We start from the raw sequence: 22,944 nt of genomic DNA, 5'->3' as shown, positions 1-22,944 counted from the left end.
CGATGAACACTGGAGGGGCCGATGGACGCGACCACTGAACAGGTATCAGCGACGGCGGAGAGCGTCAGCGTTGAGGGTATGTCGGGCGAGGAGCTGCGCACGCAGCCCGAGCGCTTCGTGAATCGTGAGCTGTCCTGGCTCCAGTTCAACGTGCGCGTCCTGGAGGAATCGGAAAATCCGAACCATCCGCTGCTTGAGCGGCTGCGCTTTCTCTCCATTTCGGCCAACAATCTCGACGAATTCTTCATGGTGCGCGTCGCGGGCCTGAAGGGGATGCAGCGCGAGAAGGTGGAGACGCGCAGCGACGACGGGCTGACCCCGTCGGAACAGCTCGCCCGGATCGGCGAGGCGGTCGGCAAGCTTCAGAGCGCCCAGCAGCGCCGCTGGGCTGAACTGTCGCGCGAGCTCGAAGACAGCGACATCTATCTCTGCGATCCCGAGACGCTGACGCGCGACGATCAGGAATGGCTCGAGCGCTACTTCCTCGGCCACATCTTCCCGGTCCTGACGCCGCTCGCCATCGACCCCGCGCATCCGTTCCCGTTCATCCCGAATCTGGGCTTCTCGCTGGTCTTCCATCTCGATGCGCCGGGCGCCGAGCCGATGATCGCGCTGATCCGCGTTCCGGCCCAGGTGGAGCGGTTCATCCGCATCCCGGTCTCCGAAACCGACAGCTCGGCCCGCTTCGTGGCGCTGGAAAACGTCATTGCGCTGTTCATTGGCCGGCTGTTCCCCGCCTACCAGGTCAAGGGCAAGGGCGCGTTCCGCGTGCTGCGCGATTCCGATCTGGAAATCGAGGAAGAGGCGGAGGATCTTGTCCGCACCTTCGAGAGCGCGCTGAAGCGCCGCCGGCGCGGGTCGGTGATCCGGCTGGAAATCGAAGCCTCCACTCCCGAGACGCTGCGCCAGTTCGTGGCTTCCGCGCTCGGCGTGTCCGGCGACGAGATGTTCCTCGTCAAGGGCCGGCTGGCCCTCAAGGATCTGTCGCAGCTCGTCGGGCTCGACCGGCCCGACCTGAAGTTCAAGCCGTACACGCCCCGCTTCCCGGAGCGTATCCGCGAACACGGCGGCGACTGCCTGGCGGCCATCCGCCAGAAGGACATCGTCGTCCATCACCCCTACGAATCCTTCGACGCGGTGGTGCAGTTCCTGTCGCAGGCGGCCCGCGATCCTGACGTGGTGGCGATCAAGCAGACGCTCTACCGCACCTCCAACGATTCCCCGATCGTGAAGGCGCTGGGCGAGGCGGCGGAAGCCGGTAAGTCGGTGACGGCGCTGGTCGAGCTGAAGGCGCGCTTCGACGAAGAGGCCAACATCCGCTGGTCCCGCGATCTGGAGCGCTCCGGCGTGCAGGTGGTGTTCGGCTTCATCGAGCTGAAAACCCACTCGAAGCTGTCGATGGTGGTGCGCCGGGAGGGCGGCCAGCTCGCCACCTATTGCCACATCGGCACCGGCAACTATCACCCGATCACCGCGAAGATCTACACCGACCTGTCCTTCTTTACCGCCGACCCGGTGATGGCGCAGGACGTTGCGCGCATCTTCAATTTCATCACCGGTTACGCCCGTCCGGCGGAGCTGTCGCGGATGGCCGTTTCGCCGGTCACGCTGCGCAACCGGCTGCTGGAACACATCGAGGGCGAGATCGAGCACGCCCGGGCCGGGCGCCCGGCGCAGGTGTGGATGAAGATGAACTCGCTGGTCGATGCGCGGATCATCGACGCGCTCTACGCCGCCAGCCAGGAGGGCGTTGAGATCGACCTGGTGGTGCGCGGCATCTGCTGCCTGCGCCCCGGAGTGCCGGGCCTGTCCGACAACATCCGGGTGAAGTCGATCGTCGGCCGCTTCCTGGAGCACAGCCGCATCTTCTGCTTCGGCAACGGCTTCGGCCTTCCGTCGCCGCAGGCGATCGTCTATATCGGCTCGGCCGATCTGATGCCGCGCAACCTCGACCGTCGTGTCGAGGCCATGGCGCCGATCGACAACCCGACGGTTCACGCCCAGATCCTCGATCAGATCATGGTCGCGAACATCACGGACAACCAGCAGAGCTGGGAATTGCTGGCGAACGGTGGGCATCGCCGCATCATCCCGGCGGAGGGCGAAGAGCCCTTCAACGCGCACGAGTATTTCATGACGAACCCGTCGCTTTCCGGTCGTGGACAGTCGATCCAGACCGATTCCCCGCGCACCTTCGCCACACCGATGCAGCGGCAAGGCTGACGTGGTCACAAAGACCTCCGACTCCGGCACGAGTGCGGCTTTCGCTCCCGGCCGCCTCCCGGGCTATGGACCGGTTGGCGTCATCGACATCGGCTCCAACTCCGTCCGCCTGGTTCTCTACGAACGCCTCTCCCGAGCGCTGACGCCCCTGTTCAACGAGAAGGTCCTCGCCGGCCTTGGCAAGGGCCTCGCCGAGAACGGCCGGCTTGCCGACGAATCGGTCGAGGCGGCGCTCGTTGCCATCCGCCGGTTCCGCCAGCTGGCCGACCAGAGCGGAGCGACGAAGCTCGACGTCATCGCGACCGCTGCTGTGCGCGACGCGGAGAATGGCGCGGCCTTCATCGATGCGGTCACGGCGATCACCGGTGGCGGCCTGCAGGTCCTGTCCGGTCAGGAAGAGGCCAAGGTATCGGCGCTCGGCGTGGCGTCGAGCTTCTGGCAGCCGGACGGCGTCGTCGGCGATCTGGGGGGCGGCAGCCTCGAACTCATCGATATCAATGGAGATTCGCTCGGAGCGGGGGAAACCTTTCCGCTCGGCGGATTGCGGCTGTCGGAAACGGCCAGCGGATCGGCCCGCAAGGCGGGCAAGATGGCGGCGGATCTGCTGCAGTCGTCGGATTGTCTGAAGGCCTCTGAAGGCCGGGTGTTCTACGCCGTCGGCGGCACCTGGCGGGCGCTCGCGAACCTCCACATGCAGCGGACGAACTACCCGCTGCACATCATGCACCACTACACCATCCCCGCCGATGAGGCGTTCGAGCTCTGCCGGATGGTGGTGCGATCGGAGATCGCCGCGATCGACGGGATCGACGTCGTGTCCCGCTCGCGTCGCGCGCTGCTGCCATTCGGCGCGGCGGTGCTGGAGCAGGTGCTGAAGATCGGCCGGCCAGAGGCCGTCGTGCTGTCCGCGCTCGGCCTGCGTGAGGGCCACCTCTACGAGAAGCTTTCGCCCGAGGCGCGCGCCGAAGACCCGCTGCTCGTCGCGGCCGCCGAACTGGCCGACCTGCGGTCCCGGTCACCCAGGCACAGCCGCGAACTCGCACCGTGGACGGCCGGGGTCTTCGAGGCGTTGGGCATCCACGAGACCGAGGCGGAGAAGCGCCTGCGCGTTGCGGCCTGTTTGCTGGCCGATGTCGCCTGGCGGGCGCATCCCGACTACCGGGGAGACCAGGCGGTCGCGATGATCGCCAATGGGGCCTTTACCGGCGTCGACCATCCCGGCCGCGGCTATCTCGCGCTCGCGATCTTCCATCGCTATGCCGGCACAGTCTCTGAGGCGAAACTGCCCGCGATCCAGCGGCTCATGCCGGCCCGGTTGAAGTATCGTGCACGGATGCTTGGCGCCGCCATGCGGCTCGCCTACAGCCTGTCCGCCGCGATGCCCGGCATCATTCCGCGCACCGAAGTGGTGCGGGAAGGCGAGCGCATCGTGCTGCACATTCCGCGCGACCTGCAGGCCCTCGACGGCGGCGCGATCCGCCGCCGTCTGGATCAGCTCGCCGACCTCGGCGATCAGGCAAGCGCGGTGGTCATCGTCTGACCGAGCCGCTGCGGAAGCAGCTGAGCTTTCTCTTGCAAGCCTCTGCAAAGAGTATGGAAATGCCCGTCAGGTCGCGCCGTCGATCGCGGCGGCCAGGGCCAGAAGCGTCCGATCGGCGCCGGGCGAACCGATGAGCGACAGCCCCACCGGGGCACCGTCGCGGCAGCGCGCGAGCGGCAGGGTCACCTGGGGCAGACCGGCCAGGCCGGCCAGGCAGGACAATGCGATCAGCCGCTTGCGAAAGTCTTCCAGGTCCGCGTCATCGACGCTGAGCAGCGGTGCAGCGGACGGGGCGGTTGGAACGAGCAGAACTGTGTCCAGGCCGATGCGTGCGCGCAGCTGGCTCTGGATGGTGGCGCGCCGGTCTTGATGAAAGGCAATTTCCTCGGCGCCCAATGAGCGGGCCCAGGCCATACGCTCCTTCACGCCCGGTCCGAAACTCGGGTTGCGCGCCTCCACCCACGGAGCCATTGCCTGCCAGATTTCCGCCGCCTGGGTAACCCGGAACGTCAGGCCCCAGTCCTCCTCCATGAGCAGCATGTCGACGGCACTGAACACGCGCCGGAAGTGCGGCGTGACCCGCTCGATCGCGGCGTTGAAGCCAGGACGGGTGTCGGCGTCAAGATAGTCCACTGCTGTGGATACCACCAGACAGAAGGGCGCATCCGCGCCCGGCTCCTCGTCCAGCAGCACCTCTCCCACGGCTTGGAGATCGGCGCCGGTTCGGGCGAACCAGCCCACCGTGTCGTAGGACGCAGCAAGCGGCATGCAATGGTCGATGGCGATGCGCCCGTGGGTCGGCCGGAAGCCGTATAGGCCGCAATAGCTGGCGGGAACACGGATCGAACCGCCGGTGTCGGTGCCGAGCGCGAAGTCGACGAGACCAGCGGCCGTGGCGACCGCTGAGCCACTCGACGAGCCGCCCGGAACGCGGTCGGGGGCAGCGGGATTGACCGGCGTTCCGTAGTGGGCGTTGCGGCCGTTGAGCGCGTAGGCGATTTCGTCGGTCACGGTCTTGGCTACGCATTGCGCGCCGGCATCCAGCAGAGCCGTCACCGCCGATGCGGTTTCGCTTGCGGGGTGGGCGCGCGCCGGCCAGTCCGGATGCCCGCATCCGGTCGGGTATCCGGCCACGTCGAAAAGGTCCTTCACGGCGAAGCGCCGGCCGGCGAGGGGCCCTTCGGCTGCGTGCGGAACGTCGACGAAAGGATAGTCGCAGTAGCAGCGATAGTCGGCTGCAGAAAGGGTGGGGTCGGCCGTCATTCGAGCAACTCTCCGACGTCCGTCATGAAATTGGGGATGTGCCTTGCGTCCGCGCGCCGGCAAGAATCCGGCGTCCCGTCTGCCCTACCATGCCTTCGCATCGCAGGGCCCTGTCGCCGCGCTGGCGCCGAGACCTTAACGCGCCAGCTCAGGCTTTCGTTTCCTCCGCGTCCGCCTGTTCCGGGACGGCATCGCCACTGGCGCCGTCTGCGGCTGCCTTCTTGATCCGCCGCCGGGGCTTCTTCTTCTTTGCGGGGGCGGCCACGAACGGCTCGTCGGATTCGAATGCCACCACCTTTCGGCCGTCGAAACTCAGCGCCACACGGCCTTCCTTGAGGGCGAGCGCCTTGTCGCCGAACAGCTCGCGCCGCCAGCCTGACATGGTCGCCAGCCCGTCGAGATCGTTGCAGGCCAGCCGTTCCAGATCGTCGGACGTGGCGATCACCTTGGCCGCGACACCGTTCTGCTCGGCGACCTGCTTGAGCAGCACCTTCAACAGTTCGGTCGCGGCAGTGGATCCGTCCGGCGCCTGGCGTGGCCGGGGCACGCTCGGCCAGCTTTCCTTCGGACTGTTCAGAGCCTCCTGGACTGCCACCACGATCTCGCGCCCGGACTTGGAGCGCTCGAAGCCACGCGGAATGGTCCGCAGCCGGGCCAGCGCGGCCTCGTCCTTCGGCTTCTGCGTGGCGATCTCGTAGATCGCATCGTCCTTGAGCACCCGTCCACGCGGGATATCGCGGCTCTGGGCCTCGCGCTCGCGCCAGGCGGCGATGCCACGCAGCACGGCAAGGTCCTGCGGCTGGCGTACGCGCAGCTTCAGGCGGGTCCAGGCGCGCTCGGGGTCGAGCTGGTAGGTGGAGGGTGAGGTGAGGGTCACCATCTCCTCGCGTACCCAGTCCGTGCGTCCCTGGTCGGCCAGGGCCTCGCTCAGGTAGGCGTACACATCGCGAAGATGCGTCACGTCGGCGAGTGCGTAGGAGAGCTGGTGCTCCGACAGCGGGCGACGCGCCCAGTCGGTGAAGCGATGCGACTTGTCGATCTTCGCGCCCGTCACCCGGAACACGAGCTGATCGTAGGAGATGGAATCGCCAAAGCCGCACACCATCGCCGCCACCTGGGTGTCGAACACCGGATGCGGAACCAGGTTGCCCTGGTGGAACACGATCTCGATGTCCTGGCGGGCGGCGTGAAAGACCTTGGTGACGCTCTCATCGCCCATCAGCGCGAAGAACGGCGCCAGGTCCATGTCCGCGCCGGCGATGGGATCGACGATCACCGCCTCTTCGGGGCTGGCCATCTGGATCAGGCAGAGCTTCGGCCAGAAGGTCGTTTCCCGCATGAATTCCGTATCGACCGTCACGAAGTCGGCCTTGGCAAGGCGCTGGCAGGCGGCGGACAGCTCGTCGGTGGTGGTGATCAGGTTCATCAAGCGGGACGGTACACTGGAGGGCTGGGACGGGGGAGGGCCGGGCGGTCAGACCATTGGGTTGCTGGGGTCCGAACTGGTCGGTGCGGCATCTTCCATGGGTTGGGAGGGAAAGCCGAGCAGCGAGCCGGCCGGTTCCGCATCCCGCTGGATCTCGACGGGGCTCGTGACATAGGCCGTCGACAGCTCCGCCAGCGAGCGAAGCGCGTGCAGATGAATGCGCTCGTAGCCGTGCGAGGCATCCACGCCGAAGGTGACGAGCGCGGTGCGCACGTCCGCGCCGGCTTCCAGGGCCGCCGCGCTGTCAGAGCGGTAGTAGCGGAAGACGTCCTTCTGGTAGCGGATATCGTGCTCGCGGCACAGCCGCACCAGCTTGTTGGTGAGGTGCCAGTCGAAGGGGCCGGTCTGGTCCGCCATGGCGACCGTCACGCCGAACTCGCTGGAATTCTGGCCCGGTGCCGTGGTGCCGTTGTCGATGGTGACCATGGAGGCAATGTCGTGGGTCAGGATCGACGAGCCGCCGTTGCCCACCTCCTCCGCGATGGAGAACAGGAACAGCGTATCGACGGGCAGTTCCGGCTTCTCGCGCACCAGCGCCTCGATGGTGGCGAAGAGGACCGCGACGCCTGCCTTGTCGTCGAGATGGCGGGACACGATAAAGCCGTTGTCGATAAATTCCGGCTGCGGGTCCACCGCCACGATGTCGCCGACGGAGAAGCCCAGGCGCTCCAGATCGCGCGCGGTGCTGGCCATGGCATCGACGCGCAGCTCCACGTAGCGCCAACCGACCGGCAGTTCGTCAACCTCGTCGCCAAAGGTGTGGCCGGACGCCTTCAGGGGCAGGATGGTGCCGCGGTAGGCGCCGCGCTCGGTGAAGATCGTGCAGCGCGCGCCCTCGGCGAACCGCGCGGACCAGTGACCCACGGCGACCAGCTCCAGACGGCCGTTGTCCTTGAGCATCTTCACCTGGGCGCCGAGCGTGTCGAGATGCGCGATCATGGCGCGTGCCGGCTGGCGCTTCTGGCCGGGGATTCGCGCCCGGATGGCGCCACGGCGGGTGATCTGCGTTTCCAGTCCGAGGCGGCGAAGCTCTGTCACGGCCGCCCGGACGATGGTGTCGGTGTAGCCGCTCGGGCTGGCAATCGACAGGAACTCGGCAAGCGTATCCTTGAGATACTCGGTGTCGATGGTCAGGCGGGGCACGGCTCCTCCGGTTCTGTTCGTTTGGCTTGGCGGGCAGCATGGGGGATTGAGAGCGGAAAGAGAAGGTCCACGAAGCGTTCCGCGGTGGGCTGCGGTTCGTGGTTGGCCAGACCGGGCCGCTCGTTGGCCTCGATGAACACGTAGTCCGGCTTCAGGTGGGATTTCACCAGAAGATCGATTCCCACCACCGGGATCTCGATCGCCCGCGCCGCCTTCACCGCCGCTTCGACGAGGGTCGGATGAACATGGTCGGTGACATCGTGGATCGTGCCGCCGGTGTGCAGGTTCGCCGTGCGTCGGACCGGCACTTCCTGGCCATCCTCGACCACGTCGTCGAGGGTGTAACCGGCTTCGCGCAGCGCCCGCTCGGTCTCGGAGTCCAGCGGGATCTGGGATTCGCCGCCCGTCGCCGCGGCGCGGCGTCGGCTCAGCCGCTCGATCAGCTCGCGGGCAGTCGACTTGCCGTCGCCGACGATCCTGGCCGGCCGGCGCACCGCGGCGGCGACCAGCCGGTAGTCGATGACGATCAGGCGCAGATCGTCGCCCTCGACGAATTCCTCTACGAGCACACGGTCCGAGATCTGTTTGGCGCGTTCGATGGCGCCGGCGACGTCGTCCTCCGCGGTGAGCCCCACGGCGACGCCGCGACCCTGTTCGCCGCGCGCCGGTTTGATCACGATCTTCCCGTGCTCGGCCAGGAAGTCGGCGACGTCGTCGGCGCTCGCCGTCTCCATCTCCGCCGGCACCCGGATGTCCGCGCGCTCGACGGCGCGACGGGTCACCGCCTTGTCGTCGCAGATGGACATGGCAACCGCCGAGGTCATCTCGCTGAGCGATTCCCGGCACAGCACCGACCGGCCGCCATAGGTCAGACGGAAAAACCCGCCATCGGCGTCAATGACGCTGACGTCGATTCCGCGCCGCCGCGCCTCGTCGACGATGATGCGGGCGTAGGGGTTCAGATCGGTCTCGGGGCGCGGGCCCGCGAAAAGGCGCTCGTTGATCGGGTTCTTGCGCTTGAGCGCGTAGACCGGAATCTGGAAGAAGCCGAGCTTCTCGTAGAGTGCGATGGCCTGCTCGTTGTCGTGCAGCACGGAGAGGTCCAGATAGGCGTTGCCGCGCGCCTGGAAGACTTCTGCAAGCCGCCGCACCAGGGCTTCGCCGATGCCGGGATGGCGTGCCTGCGGGTCGACGGCGAGACACCACAGCGATGCGCCGCGCTCGGGGTCGTCGATGGCGCGCATGTGATCGACGCCGGTGACGGTGCCGACCACGGCGCCCGTCGCGTTATCTTCGGCGATCAGATAGACGAGCGCCCGGTCCTTGCGATGCCAGAAGAAGTCCGGACGGACGGTGACCATGTGTCGGGCCGCATAGATGCGGTTCACCGCCTCCGCGTCCTCCTCGTTGGTCATGCGCCGGACGGTGAAGCCCTGAAGCTTGCGCCTCGACGACCGATATGTGGAGAGTTCCAGCCGATAGGTGTGCGAGGGGTCGAGAAAGAGTTCCTGCGGTGCTGCGGCAAGCGCCACGTGCGGCTCCCGGACGTAGAACGCGATGTCGCGCCGGCCCGGACCTTCCTTGCGCATGCGCTCTGCAAGGGCGTTGAGGCTCTCGAAGGTCTGCGCGAAATGCAGGTTGCCCCAGCCGCAATCGATCGAGATGCCGGTGCCGTCGTTTCGGTGCGTCGGTGTTCCGTCGCGACCGGGCAGGGGCTTGGCACCCTGTTCTCGCATCCGGCGCAGGCGTTGGGAGTAGCCGCGCTCGCGGCGATGGCCGGGCTGGGTGGTCATGAAGCTTTGTCTCCGTCGTCGAACGTCATGTCTCGCTCCCCGGACGCGCCGCGCGGGAGGGGTTCGATCGCGAAATCCGGCCCGGGTAACCGGGGCGGCATGTCCCGAAGTCTCTCTCGATCGCATCGTCGTGCCCGATCGCGAGAGCCTCCAGGCGGGTGGTGTGCTCCCCGTCCACCGACCGTGCGGCGGTAGCGGGACAGGCCCTACACGTTGTTGGTCTGCAGCCACATTTCCAGTAGCGCGACCTGCCAGAGTTCGTTGCCGCGCAGCGGCGTGATGTGCGCCGAGGGATCGGCGAACAGTCTGTCGAGATAATCCTGGCGGAACAGGCCGCGCTGGCGGGCCGCATCCGTGGTCAGTACCTCGCGGCACAGATCGAGGGCCGGACCGGAGATGTACTTCAGCGCCGGGACCGGGAAGTACCCCTTCTTGCGATCGATGACCTCAGAGGGAACGACGAGCCGCGCGACGTCCTTCAGGATGCCCTTGCCGCCCTCGCGGAGCTTGTGGTCCGCCGGGATGCGGGCCGCCAGCTCGACAAGCTCGTGATCGAGGAACGGCACCCGCGCTTCCAGGCCCCAGGCCATGGTCATGGAATCGACCCGCTTCACCGGATCGTCCACCAGCATGACGGTGGAATCGATGCGCAGCGCCTTGTCGACGGGATCGTTGGCACCGGGCAGGGCGAAATGATCGCGCACGTAGGCGAAGCTCGGATCCTCGTCGAGCATGTAGTCCGGCGAAAGGTGCTCCGCCATCTTGGCGTGGCTGCGGTCGAAGAAGACGCTCGCGTACTCCGCCAGCGGATCGTCGGTCTGCTGCATGGGCGGATACCAGTGGTAGCCGCCGAAGACCTCGTCGGCCCCCTGGCCGGACTGCACCACCTTGATGTGCTTCGCCACCTCCTGGGACAGAAGGTAGAAGCCGACATTGTCGTAGGAGACCATCGGCTCGTTCATGGCCGCGATGGTGCCGGGCAGGGCCTCCATCATGCGCGCCGACGGCACGTGGATCTGGTGGTGGTCGGTCTCGAACTCCTTGGCGATGATGTCGGAATAGACGAACTCGTTGCCGACCTCGCCATGCGCATCCTCGAAGCCGATGGAAAAGGTCTTGAGGTCCTTCTGGCCGGCCTGGGCGAGCAGCGCCACGATGAGGCTGGAATCCACGCCGCCTGAAAGCAGCACGCCCACGGGGACGTCGGCGACCATGCGACGGTCGACGGCGCGCCGCAGTGCCGCGAGCAACCGTTCGCGCCACAGGTCCGCCGACATGGTCATCTCGTCGTCGGTGCGCTCGTAGCTGACCTTCCAGTAGACGTGGTCCTTGATGCCGCCATCGGGCTCGATGGTGCGCACGGTGGCGGGCGGCAGCTTGCGGATGCCCTTCAGGATCGTGCGCGGTGCCGGCACCACGGCATGAAACGACATGTAGTTGTGCAGGGCCACGCGGTCGATGTCGGTATCGACGCCGCCGCCGGCCAGGATGGCGGGAAGGGACGAGGCGAAGCGCAGCTTGCTCGGCGTTTCGGCGATGTAGAGCGGCTTGATGCCGAACCGGTCGCGGGCCATCACGACGCGGCCCGTATCACGCTCGAGGATGGCGAACGCGAACATGCCGTGGAAGCGCTCCACGCAGGTCGGACCCCACGCATGGTAGGCCTTGAGGATCACCTCGGTGTCGGAATTGGCGAAGAAGGAATATCCCTCCGCCTCCAGCGTCTGACGCAGCTCGGGATAGTTGTAGATGCAGCCGTTGAAGGCGATGGTCAGGCCGAGATTGGTGTCGACCATCGGCTGTTCGGCGCGCGGCGACAGGTCGATGATGGACAGGCGGCGGTGACCGAACATCACCCGTCCGCGACCGACGATGCCCTCCGCGTCGGGGCCTCTCGGTGCCATCGCCTCGGTCATACGGCCCAGTGCGGCAGAAGACGCCATCGTCCCGTCAAACGTCAGTTCGCCGCAAATTCCACACATCCGCCAGTCCTCCAGAAATCCATCGTTACAGGCGGGAAACTCGTCAGCCGCCGTCCGGTTCGATCGCGAAATATTTACAATTCAAAAGATTTGGGGTCAAATTAAGTTCCATCATGATCGGCGCCGGCCGGCGTCCCGTCGCCTTGCAAGCTCGGGACCACCGGCGCCCGCCGGGAAGCGGAAAGTGTCGAGCGTCCCGCCGGCGAGACCCTTGGCTACCGCTCGATGGAACCGCGATCATGCAGAAGCAGCGCACGCAACGGGATGGATCGGACGGGCGCCAGGGAGCGCCCGGCGACCGGAGCCGTGCGGTCTTGATCGTGGTTCGCCGCATCATTCGATCCGTTGATCTCCAGTCCCGCCACGTCGCCCGAACCGTCGGCCTGACGATTCCGCAACTTATCGTGCTGCAGGCGGTGCGTGATCTGGGCGAGGTCACGTCCACGACGCTCTCGGCTCACGTCTCCCTCAGCCCCGCGACCGTCACCACCATCCTCGACAAGCTGGAGGGGCGGGCGCTCGTCGAGCGTTATCGCAGCTCCAGCGATCGGCGGGTGGTGCACACCCGTCTCACGCGGGAAGGCGATGCGGCACTGCGAAAGGCACCGCCGCTCCTTCAGGAGGCCTTTGTCAGCCGCTTCGAAGGGCTGAAGCCCGAACGGCAGGAGGCGCTGCTTTCGGCGCTCGAAGACATCGCGACGATGATGGATGCGGGAACCGGGGACGAGGGAGCCTGGCTCCTCGGTCCAGAACGGGCTCAAGACGAAGTCTGAGCTGCCGAACGCGCTCCCTCCACACGCAAAAGTACTCGACAGGGCCGCTTTCCCCGGGGAAAGAAGGAGCGCGGAGGGATGATTGAACAGTTCGGCGGCAGAGCTTGCAGCGAACCTTTTGGGGCCGGCGATGGCGCTGATGGTCGTCGTCGTGTGCGTCGCCATGTGGATTATCACGCGGCACGGCTACATGCTCGGGCTGGCTCTATCCTGCCTGCTCGCAGTTGTTGCGGGCGTGACCCAGGTTCTCCCGTGGCTGCCAAGCTTCGGCGCCAGCATCGTCCTGTCCAACATCCTGTACGCGACCGCCGTGATGATCGGCGCGGAGAGCGTTCTGCGCCGCTCCGCCTTGCGAATCGGGATGCCGTGGAACGTGCTGTACGTCGCCGGTGTCGGCGCGGTGGTGACCTATTTCTACTTCGTCATCCCGAATTTTCAGGCGCGCGTCTACGCAACGCATCTGTCCGCCGGCTTGCTGTTCCTCGGCGTCGCCTATGCCCTGCGGGGTCTCAGGCTCGGGCCCGTGTGGGAGCGCGTGCTCTTCTGGGCGGCGGTGCTCTACGCGCTGGAGTTCTTTCCCCGCGCGATCCTGTCGTCCCGTCACGTGCCGGCCGACACGATGAGCGCCTTCGCGGATCCGGTCTATTGGCAGATCCTGCAATATTCGAGCACCGTGGTCGCGGCCGGGTTCGTTCTTTCCGTGGTCGTTGCGGCGCTGTTCGACCATGTTGAAGACCTGCGGCGCGACCGCGATCTCGATCGCCTGACCGGAGTGCTCAACCGGCGCGGATTCGAGGAGCGAACCGAGGCGCTCATGCGTGCGCAGGGGACGGGCTGCACGCTCGTTTTGTGCGATCTCGATCACTTCAAGCGCATCAACGACACCTATGGCCACAGCATGGGTGACCGGGTGCTCGGCATCGTGGGCGGCATCCTCAGGGCGACGGCCCGGGAGCAGGACCTCGTCGGCCGGATTGGGGGCGAGGAGTTCGCGGTAATGCTCCCCGACGGCGGCACGGACGAGGCGGGGCGCCTCGTCAGGCGGCTGCAGAAGGCACTCGCGGCGACCCGCTTTCCGCTGCCGCCCGCCGCCGCCCCGATCGCAGCCAGCCTGGGCATAGCCGAGCGGACCCGGGGGGAGTCCTTTCTCGCGCTTTTCGACCGGGCCGACGCCGCGCTCTACCGGGCAAAGACCGGGGGGCGCAACCGTGCGGTGTTCGATGGCGTCGCGCCGGGCGAGCGGGACGGCAGCGCCGACGGAAACTGCGAGCCTGACGCAGCTTCCCTCACGACTGCCCGGCCATCAGCTTCTCCGCATAGTCGTCCATCGTGATGACGCCGCCTTCGGCCTCGGTCCGTCGGCGCTCGCGCTCCGGCAGAGCATCCTGGACCAGGTCGATGCGCTTCCACGAGGGGTGCGGCTGCTCGCCCGCCGCGTCCGGCACATAGGGGCTGGTCTCCACGCGGCGATGCTTGTGGATGTAGCGGGCGCAGTTGAGGAAGCAGCACTCGACATCCACCCGGGCAACGAGTTTCGCGCCAGGATAGCGGTGCATCTCGGGATCGTCGTCGGTTACGCGCACCGAGCCCTGCACCCGGATCCGGTTCGGCGTCTCGAAGTCGATGAACAGGAGGCCGACCTTCCCGGTCTCCGCGGCGTTGCCCATGCTCTTGTACATGCCGTTGCCGTCGTAGGCCGGAAAGACGAGGGTCCTCTCGTCGACCACGTGGCAGACGCCCGGCGGGCCGCCCTTGTAGCTCACCGTGGGGCGGCCCTCGCCGTCGACGGTGGCGAGGAAGAAGAAGTCGCGGCTCTCGATGAAGCCGGCGGCCTGCTCGTCGAGCGTGTCCCAGACAATGGCGTTGAAGACGGTCTCGGCGAGTTTTTCCGTTCCGAGGTCCGCCTGCAGTGCCCTCTGCGCGGGAGTGTAGAAATCGTCGAAGCCGTAGCTCATTCCGCCGCCTCTCTGACGGCATCCGACCTGGCGGACGCCGGCTTCGGGTTGGCATCGACGGGGCCGGCAAAGCCCTCCAGCACGTGCCGGGCGAGGTCCGGCCGGTAGTAGTGTCCGGCCGGGTCGGCGAAGACCTTGGCGCCCTCGATCATCGCCAGGTCGATGTCGGCGGTGGCGAACCCGTCGGTGAACTCGTCGATCGGGTCGGTCAACCGGTAGCCGTCGGGCCCGAACACCGCTGCCGCGCCTCCACCGGCCGACACCAGCTGCCGCAGTTGCTCGTTGCCCTGGGTGATGGCGTCGAGGCTGTCCTCGGAGATGATGGAGGTCGCCGCCAGCACGAAGCAGCCGCCCTGCAGGGCGTAGCTCTGGCTTTCCACCAGGTTTGCCTCTGCCGACAGCGCATAGGCCTGGCGGACGCCCTTGAACATGCCGAAGCTCGGCCACGACGCGACGTGGATCTGCTCGCCCAGCTGGTACATGCCCTGGCGGTTGATGGGCTGGATGTTCTCCCAGCAGCACAGCGCGCCGATCTTGCCGAGCGGCGTGTCGGCTACCGTGATGTCGGTGACCGGACCCTCGCCCCACACGGTCCGTTCCATGTGCGTCGGGCGCAGCTTGCGCCGGCTCATGACGATGCGGCCGCGGTCGTCGATGAGAACCTGGCTGCAATAGATGCTGCCGCGGTCGCGCTCGGCAAAGCCCATCACCACCCAGGTGCCTGCCCGCGCGGCGGCTTCGCCGATGGCTTTCAGCTCGGCGCCGTCGAGCGTGATGGCGTTCATCCTGTGCGCCATCACCACGTCCATGGCGGCCATGGGCGGGGTCAGCCAGATGGTGAACGGGTATCCGGGCAGCCAGACCTCGCCGAAGGCGAGAAGCTCGATGTCCTGGCGCCCGGCCTCTTCGATCAGCGCGATGGTTTTGTCCAGGGTGCCCTTGGCATCCATCCAGACGGGGGCAGCTTGAACGGCGGCAACCTTGACCATGAGACCTCTCCGGATTGCGGGAACCGGGAAAGTCTGAGGCCACACGCCAAACCGTCACAGTCCCCGTTCGGGGACCCCGGAGCGCATCGGCCGCACGCTTGTCTGAGGGGAGCGAGCTAGAGAAGGCCTTCGCGCCAGACGGCGGCCATGGCGGTCCGGTTGCTGGTGCCGAAGATGTGGTTCAGCGCTTTCAGGTGCTTGCGCACCGCAGCCTCGCCGGTGCCGAGCTCCTCGGCGATCTCCCGGTTGGCGAGCCCCTGGGCGGCGAGCCGCGCCACGGCGTCCTGGCGCGGGCTGAGGCGCGGGTGACGGCGGGGCAGCGTCAGAAGCTCGGTGGAGACGCTGGTGGCATGAACGCTCATTTCGCAGAGGCCGTTCGTCGTCAGCCGGGCGAAACTGGCGTCGGTCATGGAGCCGAGATAGAGCACGCCCGCGAGCCGCGTGCTGTTATAGAGCGGGAGGGTGGCGAACCCCTTCAGCCCGAAGCGGCCCGACACTCGGCGGTAGAGCTCGCTCGAACTCCACCGGTCGCCGAGGCAGGTGACCGTGGACGTGGGCGTGCCGCGCTGGCGCACCTGGGCGAGCACCGGATCAATGGGAATGCCGCTGATCTCGTAGGCCTTCACGAAGGCGTCCGGCATGCCGAGAATAATGCCGCGCTCGAAACGCCCCTCGTCGTCGAACAGGTAGAGCCCGACGGATTCCATCGCCGCGGCCCTTAACGCCCGCTCAGCGATGGGTTCGAGATCCCGGGCACATTCCATGCGATCGCCCTCCGAGTATCTGGACAGACTAGGGCGCTTTCGTCATGAGGGGCAATACAGCAACCGTCGGTCCGCCGCGCATGGCGTCATTATCCGCACCGGTGACGACCGGAGCAGCGTCTCCTGTTTACTTTGCGGGCAGAGATCAGCCGGGCGCATGCCGGTGCAATGCGAGGGTCGCTATCCCCCAGATCTTCGCAAGGAGCGCAAAAGAAGAGGACTTCGCCACGCGCATGTGCTTGATGCCTTGGAAGGAACTCCGCGAACGGGAATCGGAGCGTACCGCCGGGTGCGTCCGGCACGGGGGAACAGGGCCGGGGGCAGGGGCATATCGATGGGCGGGCAAGCCGACAGCCTGGTTCTGAACCTGGTGGGGCCGAGCACCTTTGTCGTCTTCGCCGTCGCCTTCCTGTGGGCCTGGGCGATCTCGGACGGGCGCAACTATCTGCTTCTCATTGCGGCATGCTGCCTGCTGTCCTCCGTCGGCGGCATTTTCCGGCTCATCGTCGGCTGGCCGAGCCCGGTCGGGGTCCACATTTTCATATCCAGCCTCTTCTACATCAGCGCGACGCTGGCCGGTTGCGAGGGCATCCTGCGCCGCTTCGGCCACCGGATCGGGATCGCCGCTGATGCGTTCATCCTGGCCGCGTTCACTGGCCTGGCGCTGTGGTTCGTTTACGTGGATCCCTCCTTCGTTGCGCGGGTCTACATCCAGAACCTGCTGCCGGGCATGATCTTCCTCTACACGGCGCTGCGGCTTTCGCACCTGGCGCGTGGGCCCTATTCGGAACGCGCGGTCTTCTGGATCCTGCTGGTCTTCGCGATCCAGTTCTTTCCCCGCACCTTCATCACCCTTGCGATGCTGCCGGATCCGTCGATCGAGAACTTCGGACAATCCGCCTTCTGGCCGGTGCTGCAGCTGACCAACGCCGTTCTCGGGACAGCGCTTCTGCTTGCGATCCTGATCGCAGAGCTGTCCGAGATGATCGATCGGCTGCGTACCGAGCGTGATCTCGACCAGCTGACCGGCGTGCTCAATCGGCGCGGCTTCGAGGATCGGGCCGGTCAGCTTTTCGAGCAGGCCGAGGGGCGACAGCCGGCGTTGGTCCTTCTCGATCTCGATCACTTCAAGCTGGTCAACGATACCTGTGGCCATGCCGCCGGCGACGAGGTGTTGCGAGCCGTCGGCGCGCTGATGCGATCGAGCCTTCGCCAGTCTGAGGTGCTTGGACGCATCGGCGGCGAGGAGTTCGCCATTCTGATCCCCGATGGCGGCCGCGACCTCGCACAGATCCTTGTTGCGCGTCTTGAACACGCCATTGCAGCTGCTGATTTCGACCTTCCTGCCGCCGCACCCTCGATCGCCGGCAGTTTCGGAGTCGCGGTGCGGGGGGCTGGCGAATCCTACCTGGACTGCTTCAAGCGCGCCGACGCCGCGCTCTACCAAGCCAAGTCGGAGGGCCGGAGCCGGGCGATCTTCGCCGGGAGCCAGCAGCCGGGATAACCGGACCGGAGTGAGGCAGACGGCCTACCGGTGGTGCCGGCGCCTGTGCTAGATCCAGCTTGGTCCGGGATCTTACGATCGCTGGTCGGGTGCCGCCCTGCGGCGCCATGCGGGCGTGGTGGAATGGTAGACACACAGGACTTAAAATCGGCTGACCGGTAATCTCCACTGAGACACAATGTCAATTCGGCCCGGATTTCTGCGGATTTCCGGGCCGTTTCTCGTTGTAGCGCCTTGTTGCCCTAGCGTTACTAGATTGCGTGTGAATGCCACAAATGGCGGAAGCCTGTGGCAACGGTGGCAAAGGAGGAGATTTGATCGAACTGCCGAGGGTGCGCTGCGCCCAATGTGACAAACCCGTGAGTGCTCAACCCCGGCTTGTCTGCAGGAGGCAGCGTCTATCGTTTACGGACAGCCGCCCGCTTTCTATGGTCTCCTTCTGGATTCGGGGGACCACATGGCATCGGCGACATCGAACGGCGGCGACCTTAATTTTGCGGCGAACCTCTTCAAGGCGGCCGACAAGCTCCGGGGCAATCTGGAGCCCTCGGAGTACAAGCACGTCGCGCTCGGCCTGATCTTCCTGAAGTACATTTCCGACGCGTTTGACGGGCTTCACGCCCAGCTCGAAGCTGACGAATACGCCGATGCGGAGGATCCTGAAGAGTATCTGGCGGAAAACGTCTTCTGGGTCCCCAAGGAGGCCCGCTGGCGGCATCTGCAGGCCAACGCAAAGAGGCCGGAGATCGGCAAGCTGATCGACGACGCCATGGAGGCGATCGAGAAGTTTCCCTCCAACGAGGGTCTCAAGGGCGTTCTGCCGAAGAACTATGCCCGCCCGACGCTCAACAAGACGATGCTGGGCGAGCTGATCGACCTCTTTTCCAACATCGGCATGCACGACAGCACCGATAAGGCGAAGGACCTGCTCGGCCGCGTCTACGAGTACTTTCTTTCCGGGTTCGCAAGCTCGGAGGGCAAGCGCGGCGGTGAGTTCTTCACGCCCCGGTCAGTCGTGCGCACTTTGGTGGAAATGCTGGAGCCTTACCAGGGCCGCGTCTACGACCCCTGCTGCGGCTCGGGCGGCATGTTCGTCCAGTCGGAGAAGTTCATCGAGGAGCACGGCGGGCGGCGCAACGACATCGCGGTCTATGGCCAGGAGGTCAACCACACCACCTGGCGGCTGGCGAAGATGAACCTCGCGATTCAGGGGATCGACGCGGACATCCGCTGGAACAACGAAGGCAGCTTTCATCGCGACGAACTGCCGGACCTGAAGGCCGACTTCATCCTCGCCAATCCGCCGTTCAACGTCTCCGATTGGGGCGGCGAACGATTGGCCGAAGATCTCCGCTGGACATTCGGGACGCCACCCAAGGGCAACGCCAACTTCGCCTGGCTGCAGCACATCCTCCACCATCTCGCCCCGCGCGGCACGGCCGGGGTGGTGCTCGCCAACGGCTCCATGTCGTCCCAGCAATCCGGGGAAGGCGAGATCCGCAAGGCGATGATCGAAGCGGACGTGGTGGACTGCATGGTCGCCCTGCCGGGGCAGCTTTTCTACTCCACCCAGATCCCAGCCTGTCTGTGGATTCTTGCCCGCAACAAGAGCGCCAACGGCCACCGCAACCGGCGCGGCGAGACCCTGTTCATCGATGCCCGCAAACTCGGCTTCATGGCGGATCGTGTGCGGCGCGAGTTCACCGCCGAGGACATCGACAAGATTGCCGGCACTTACCACCGCTGGCGGGCGAAGCCAGAGACGCGGCAGCGAAACGGCTGGGCGGACTACGCCGACGAGCCCGGCTTTGCCAAGGCGGCTACCTTGGAGGAGATCCGCAGCCACGGATATGTCCTCACGCCGGGACGCTTTGTCGGCGCTGCGGATGCCAAGGATGATGGTGTGTCATTTTCGGAGAAGTTTGAGGAGTTGAGGGAAACGTTGCTGGGGCAGTTCGACGAAGGACGGAAGCTTGAGGGGCGGATCCGAAACATGTTGGGAATACTGCCGTGAGCTACCCCACAATGCTTATTGGGGAGCTTTGCGGGAACGGTGTGGTCGAATTGCAAACTGGACCCTTCGGCTCACAGCTTCACTCATACGACTACGTGGCGGATGGTATTCCGGTTGTTCCGACAGAAGCGATCAAGGAGCGCCGAATAGCCTCTCAAGACCTGCCGAAGGTGACTGAAGAGACCGCAAGCCGCCTATCAAAACACAAGCTGGTTTTGAACGACATCCTATTCGCCAGGAGAGGCGCACAGGCCACCGGGCAAACGGCAATCGTCCGCAGTGCTGATGTTGGAGCCATATGTGGAACGGGTGCTATCCGGCTGCGAGTAAGTCAAAAGCAGTCGAAAGTCTCGCCATCCTTTCTTTCTCATTTTCTGTCGTCGCCGGAAGCAATTGCATGGATCAGGGCGCAAGCGATTGGCGCGACGATGCCGAACTTAAACGAAGGCATCATCAAGCGGCTTGCGGTGCCGGTGCCGGGCATAGAGCAGCAAGAGCAAATAGCGGCGATACTGGATGATCTTGACGACAAGATCGAACTGAACCGGCGGATGAACGAGACGCTGGAGGCGATGGCGCAGGCGATCTTCCGCGACTGGTTCGTGGATTTCGGCCCCACCCGCCGCAAGCTGGAAGGCGCCACCGACCCGGTCGAGATCATGGGCGGTGTGGTCAAGGATGCCGAGCGGGCAAGAGAGCTCGCGGATCTCTTTCCGGACAGTTTCGGAGACAATGGGCTGCCGACGGGGTGGAGCTTCACCAAGTTAGGTGACGCATTCATCGTGAAGATTGGAAGAACTCCGCCGAGGAAGGAGAAACAACACTTCGGTGGCAGCTTAAGCGATGTCCCCTGGATCTCCATTCGAGACCTGGGTATATGTGGGACGTTCATTTCTGAATCATCGGAAAGCTTGACCGAAGAGGCAGCAGCTCACTTTCGAGTTCCACTTATTGAGCCGGACACGGTCGTAGTCAGCTTTAAGCTGACCGTGGGAAGGGTAGCGATTGCGGATCGACCGATGATTTCAAATGAGGCGATTGCCCAATTGGCAAAGGGTACGAAAAAACGGTCCCCTTGGTTCGCCTATTTGTGGATGAAAAGCTACGACTACAGCCAATTGGGGAGCACCTCATCAATAGCGAATGCAGTAAACTCGAAGAGTATTAAATCTATAAATTTTTATGACATGCCGAACACTGTAGAGGCAGGGTTCGACAAACTGGTATCACCACTGTTTGAACTTATTCGAGTGCGTCTCAAAGAGATACGTACTCTTGCCGCAACCCGTGACCTCCTCCTGCCCAAACTCATGTCCGGTGAGATCCGCTTGGGCGACTCCGAAGAGCTCGACCTTTCCCCCGCTGTATCGAGAGCCTCATGAAAATCAGCAGCATCCTTGAGAAGATCGACGAGCGTCAGCTTTTCGTGCCGGCCTTCCAGCGCGAGTATGTCTGGAAGAAGAAGGACGCGAAGCTGCTCGTCGACTCGCTGCTCAAGGAGTATCCCACCGGCACCATGCTCACATGGGATACCAACAATCCGCCGGAGCTGAAGGGCGATCACGTTTACGATCCAAAGCAGGGTGCCATCAAGATCCTGCTCGACGGCCAGCAGCGGATCACCACGCTCTACATGCTGATTCGGGGGGAGCTACCGCCCTATTACTCTTTGGAGGAAATCACCGAAGATACCCGAGGGCTCTACATCCATGTGCAAACCGGGGAGGTCGATTACCACCGGAAGCGAATGGAAGCCGACCCGCGGTGGCTCAATATCACTGACATCTTCAAGAAGAGCGTTCGAGCAAGGGATGTCGTGCGCGTTCTCGAGAGTTCGGGCCGGGTGGTGACGAAGGAAGAGGACGACGAGATCGATGATCGATTTGCCGCAGTGCACGCCATCCTCGATCGTGAATTCCCTGAGCAGAACATTCCCATTCGTGCCAGCCTGCGCGAAGCGATCGACATCTTTTACATCGTCAACGCCGGTGGCATTTCACTGACCGATGCCGAACTCGCGCTGGCGCAGATCTCAGGCTACTGGCCCCAGGCTCGGGAGGCTTTTAAGGCCAAGCTGGATGCGCTCAAGAAGAATGGGTTCATCTTCAAGCTCGATTTCGTCGTCTTTGCGCTGCTCGCCATCATCTATCAGAGCGGCTCGGATATGCGTAAGCTTCACGCGGCCGATAACAACGAAGCCGTGCGGGATGTCTGGCGGACGCTCGACGGCAAGGTGCTGGATTATGTGGCGAATTTGCTGCGCGGCCATGCCTTCGTCGATCACACGGACGAGATCAACTCGATCTACGCGCTCATTCCCATCGTTGCCTATTGCTACCGTATGGACTGCAACCTGAGCCACACAGAGATCCAGAAGGTGGTGAAGTGGTTCTATTATTCGCAGATCCGTCGGCGATACGTGAGCCAGCTTCCGCAGAAGCTCGACCATGATCTGAAGATCGTCGCCAACTCCGAAACGCCGTTCGATCGCCTGCTCGATGTAATCCGGGAAGACCGGGGTGGGGCGATCGCGATCTCTCCCGAGGAGTTTGTCGGAAGTGCCGTTCAGAATCCACTGTTCGGCTTGTTACGCTGGCACCTGAAAAGCCGGGGAGCCAAGTGCCTGACGACCGGCGTTTCGATCCATCAGCCGATGGGGGCGAAGTACCAGCTCGAGTACGACCACATATTCGCCTTCGCCAACTTGAAGGCGGCGGGATATGGGATGGAGAACCGCCTGAAGTATCAGTTGGCGCAGGAGCTGACGAACCGGGCGATCCTGACGCAAACCGCCAATCGCGCCAAAGGGGCCAAGGAGACCGAGGCCTACCTCTCCAGCGTTGCGGAGAACCAGCCCAAGGCGCTTGCCTTGCAGCTCATTCCTGAGGATCGCGAGCTCTGGCAGATCGAGAATTATGAGCTGTTTCTGAAAACCCGCCGCAAGAAGCTGGCGGACAGCATGAACGCCTGGCTCGAGGGGCTGGCGGAGACGCATTCGGTCGCCGAAGAGATCTCCCTCGAAGACATGATCGCGGAAGGTGAGAACGAAGATGTCGAGTTCAAGCAAACCCTGCGCTGGGACATCAGGCAGGGGAGCGTGAACAAGGAACTGGAAGGCGTGATCATGAAGACCATTGCCGCCTTCGCGAATGCCTATGGCGGACGGCTTTTGATCGGTGTTGCCGATGACGGCGAGATCTGCGGGCTGGATAGCGACTACAAGACGCTCAATGGTGGCGATCGCGACAAGTTCGAGCTGCACTTCAGGAGCCTGATCATTAATGCCTTTGGAGAGGCTTTTGCCGCAACCAAGGTGAACCTGACGTTCCCCCAAATCGACGAGAAGGAGATCTGCCGTGTGGAGATCTCCCAGGCCAACAAACCGATCTACATCAAGCAGGCGGACAAAGGCGGCAATCCACAAGACCGCTTCTATGTGCGGAACGGCAATTCGTCCCGGGAAATGACCGGAGATCAGGCGATTTCCTTCATCAAGGAGCGCTTCGTCTGACAAC

General features: G+C 64.6%; 16 protein-coding genes. 8 read left to right on the top strand and 8 right to left on the bottom strand.

What is annotated here, in order from left to right; all coding sequences use genetic code 11:
- The first annotated feature begins 21 nt into the window (after positions 1-21).
- The gene (locus C507_RS0102750) at positions 22-2,223 is read left to right on the top strand and encodes an RNA degradosome polyphosphate kinase (RefSeq protein WP_026318793.1); all 2,202 of its coding nucleotides are present in this window, start codon (positions 22-24) and stop codon (positions 2,221-2,223) included.
- Position 2,224: 1 nt separating this feature from the next.
- Positions 2,225-3,763, top strand: coding sequence for a Ppx/GppA family phosphatase (locus tag C507_RS0102745; protein ID WP_018698126.1), 1,539 nt, complete (start codon positions 2,225-2,227; stop codon positions 3,761-3,763).
- Positions 3,764-3,829: 66 nt separating this feature from the next.
- On the opposite strand, the gene C507_RS0102740 is transcribed toward C507_RS0102745, so the two are convergent.
- From C507_RS0102740 to C507_RS0102720, 5 genes are all read right to left on the bottom strand, one after another.
- Positions 3,830-5,026 (bottom strand): amidase, encoded by a 1,197-nt coding sequence (locus C507_RS0102740; RefSeq protein ID WP_018698125.1) that lies wholly within the window; start codon positions 5,024-5,026, stop codon positions 3,830-3,832.
- Between the two features lie 148 nt (positions 5,027-5,174).
- The gene (gene rnd / locus C507_RS0102735) at positions 5,175-6,452 is read right to left on the bottom strand and encodes a ribonuclease D (protein WP_018698124.1); all 1,278 of its coding nucleotides are present in this window, start codon (positions 6,450-6,452) and stop codon (positions 5,175-5,177) included.
- 48 nt (positions 6,453-6,500) lie between these two features.
- On the bottom strand, positions 6,501-7,655 hold the full coding sequence (locus C507_RS0102730) for an osmoprotectant NAGGN system M42 family peptidase (RefSeq protein ID WP_018698123.1): 1,155 nt from the start codon (positions 7,653-7,655) through the stop codon (positions 6,501-6,503).
- Complete coding sequence (gene ngg, locus C507_RS0102725) at positions 7,643-9,448, bottom strand: N-acetylglutaminylglutamine synthetase (RefSeq protein ID WP_018698122.1); 1,806 nt, start codon at positions 9,446-9,448, stop codon at positions 7,643-7,645. Before ngg ends, C507_RS0102730 begins: the two co-directional genes overlap by 13 nt.
- 206 nt (positions 9,449-9,654) lie before the next feature.
- Positions 9,655-11,430 (bottom strand): N-acetylglutaminylglutamine amidotransferase, encoded by a 1,776-nt coding sequence (locus tag C507_RS0102720; RefSeq protein WP_026318792.1) that lies wholly within the window; start codon positions 11,428-11,430, stop codon positions 9,655-9,657.
- A 239-nt stretch (positions 11,431-11,669) separates the two neighbouring features.
- Here C507_RS0102720 and C507_RS0102715 point away from each other — a divergent pair, with 239 nt between their 5' ends.
- Together C507_RS0102715 and C507_RS20210 are read left to right on the top strand one after the other, a co-directional pair.
- The gene (locus C507_RS0102715) at positions 11,670-12,203 is read left to right on the top strand and encodes a MarR family winged helix-turn-helix transcriptional regulator (protein WP_018698120.1); all 534 of its coding nucleotides are present in this window, start codon (positions 11,670-11,672) and stop codon (positions 12,201-12,203) included.
- 130 nt (positions 12,204-12,333) lie between these two features.
- Complete coding sequence (locus C507_RS20210; protein WP_018698119.1) at positions 12,334-13,536, top strand: GGDEF domain-containing protein; 1,203 nt, start codon at positions 12,334-12,336, stop codon at positions 13,534-13,536.
- On the opposite strand, the gene C507_RS0102705 is transcribed toward C507_RS20210, so the two are convergent.
- The 3 genes from C507_RS0102705 to C507_RS0102695 all read right to left on the bottom strand — a co-directional run bounded on the left by C507_RS0102705 (position 13,490) and on the right by C507_RS0102695 (position 15,911).
- Positions 13,490-14,158, bottom strand: coding sequence for a pyridoxamine 5'-phosphate oxidase family protein (locus tag C507_RS0102705; RefSeq protein WP_018698118.1), 669 nt, complete (start codon positions 14,156-14,158; stop codon positions 13,490-13,492). The genes C507_RS20210 and C507_RS0102705 overlap by 47 nt on opposite strands.
- Complete coding sequence (locus C507_RS0102700) at positions 14,155-15,147, bottom strand: carbon-nitrogen hydrolase family protein (protein WP_018698117.1); 993 nt, start codon at positions 15,145-15,147, stop codon at positions 14,155-14,157. The genes C507_RS0102705 and C507_RS0102700 overlap by 4 nt, the downstream gene beginning before the upstream one ends.
- A gap of 116 nt (positions 15,148-15,263) precedes the next feature.
- Positions 15,264-15,911, bottom strand: coding sequence for a response regulator transcription factor (locus tag C507_RS0102695; RefSeq protein WP_040400442.1), 648 nt, complete (start codon positions 15,909-15,911; stop codon positions 15,264-15,266).
- Between the two features lie 334 nt (positions 15,912-16,245).
- Between C507_RS0102695 and C507_RS0102690 the strand changes: the two genes are divergently transcribed.
- From C507_RS0102690 to C507_RS0102675, 4 genes are all read left to right on the top strand, one after another.
- On the top strand, positions 16,246-17,415 hold the full coding sequence (locus C507_RS0102690; protein WP_018698115.1) for a GGDEF domain-containing protein: 1,170 nt from the start codon (positions 16,246-16,248) through the stop codon (positions 17,413-17,415).
- 457 nt (positions 17,416-17,872) lie between these two features.
- Positions 17,873-19,429 (top strand): class I SAM-dependent DNA methyltransferase, encoded by a 1,557-nt coding sequence (locus C507_RS0102685; protein ID WP_018698114.1) that lies wholly within the window; start codon positions 17,873-17,875, stop codon positions 19,427-19,429.
- On the top strand, positions 19,426-20,811 hold the full coding sequence (locus C507_RS20205; RefSeq protein WP_083923341.1) for a restriction endonuclease subunit S: 1,386 nt from the start codon (positions 19,426-19,428) through the stop codon (positions 20,809-20,811). The genes C507_RS0102685 and C507_RS20205 overlap by 4 nt, the downstream gene beginning before the upstream one ends.
- On the top strand, positions 20,808-22,940 hold the full coding sequence (locus tag C507_RS0102675) for a GmrSD restriction endonuclease domain-containing protein (RefSeq protein WP_018698112.1): 2,133 nt from the start codon (positions 20,808-20,810) through the stop codon (positions 22,938-22,940). The genes C507_RS20205 and C507_RS0102675 overlap by 4 nt, the downstream gene beginning before the upstream one ends.
- Positions 22,941-22,944: the final 4 nt, after the last annotated feature.

Source organism: Amorphus coralli DSM 19760 (assembly GCF_000374525.1).
In the GTDB taxonomy this organism is placed as follows: Bacteria; Pseudomonadota; Alphaproteobacteria; order Rhizobiales; family Amorphaceae; genus Amorphus; species Amorphus coralli.
Note: the sequence above shows the minus strand (reverse complement) of the source record. Positions and strands in the feature narration are given on the sequence as shown.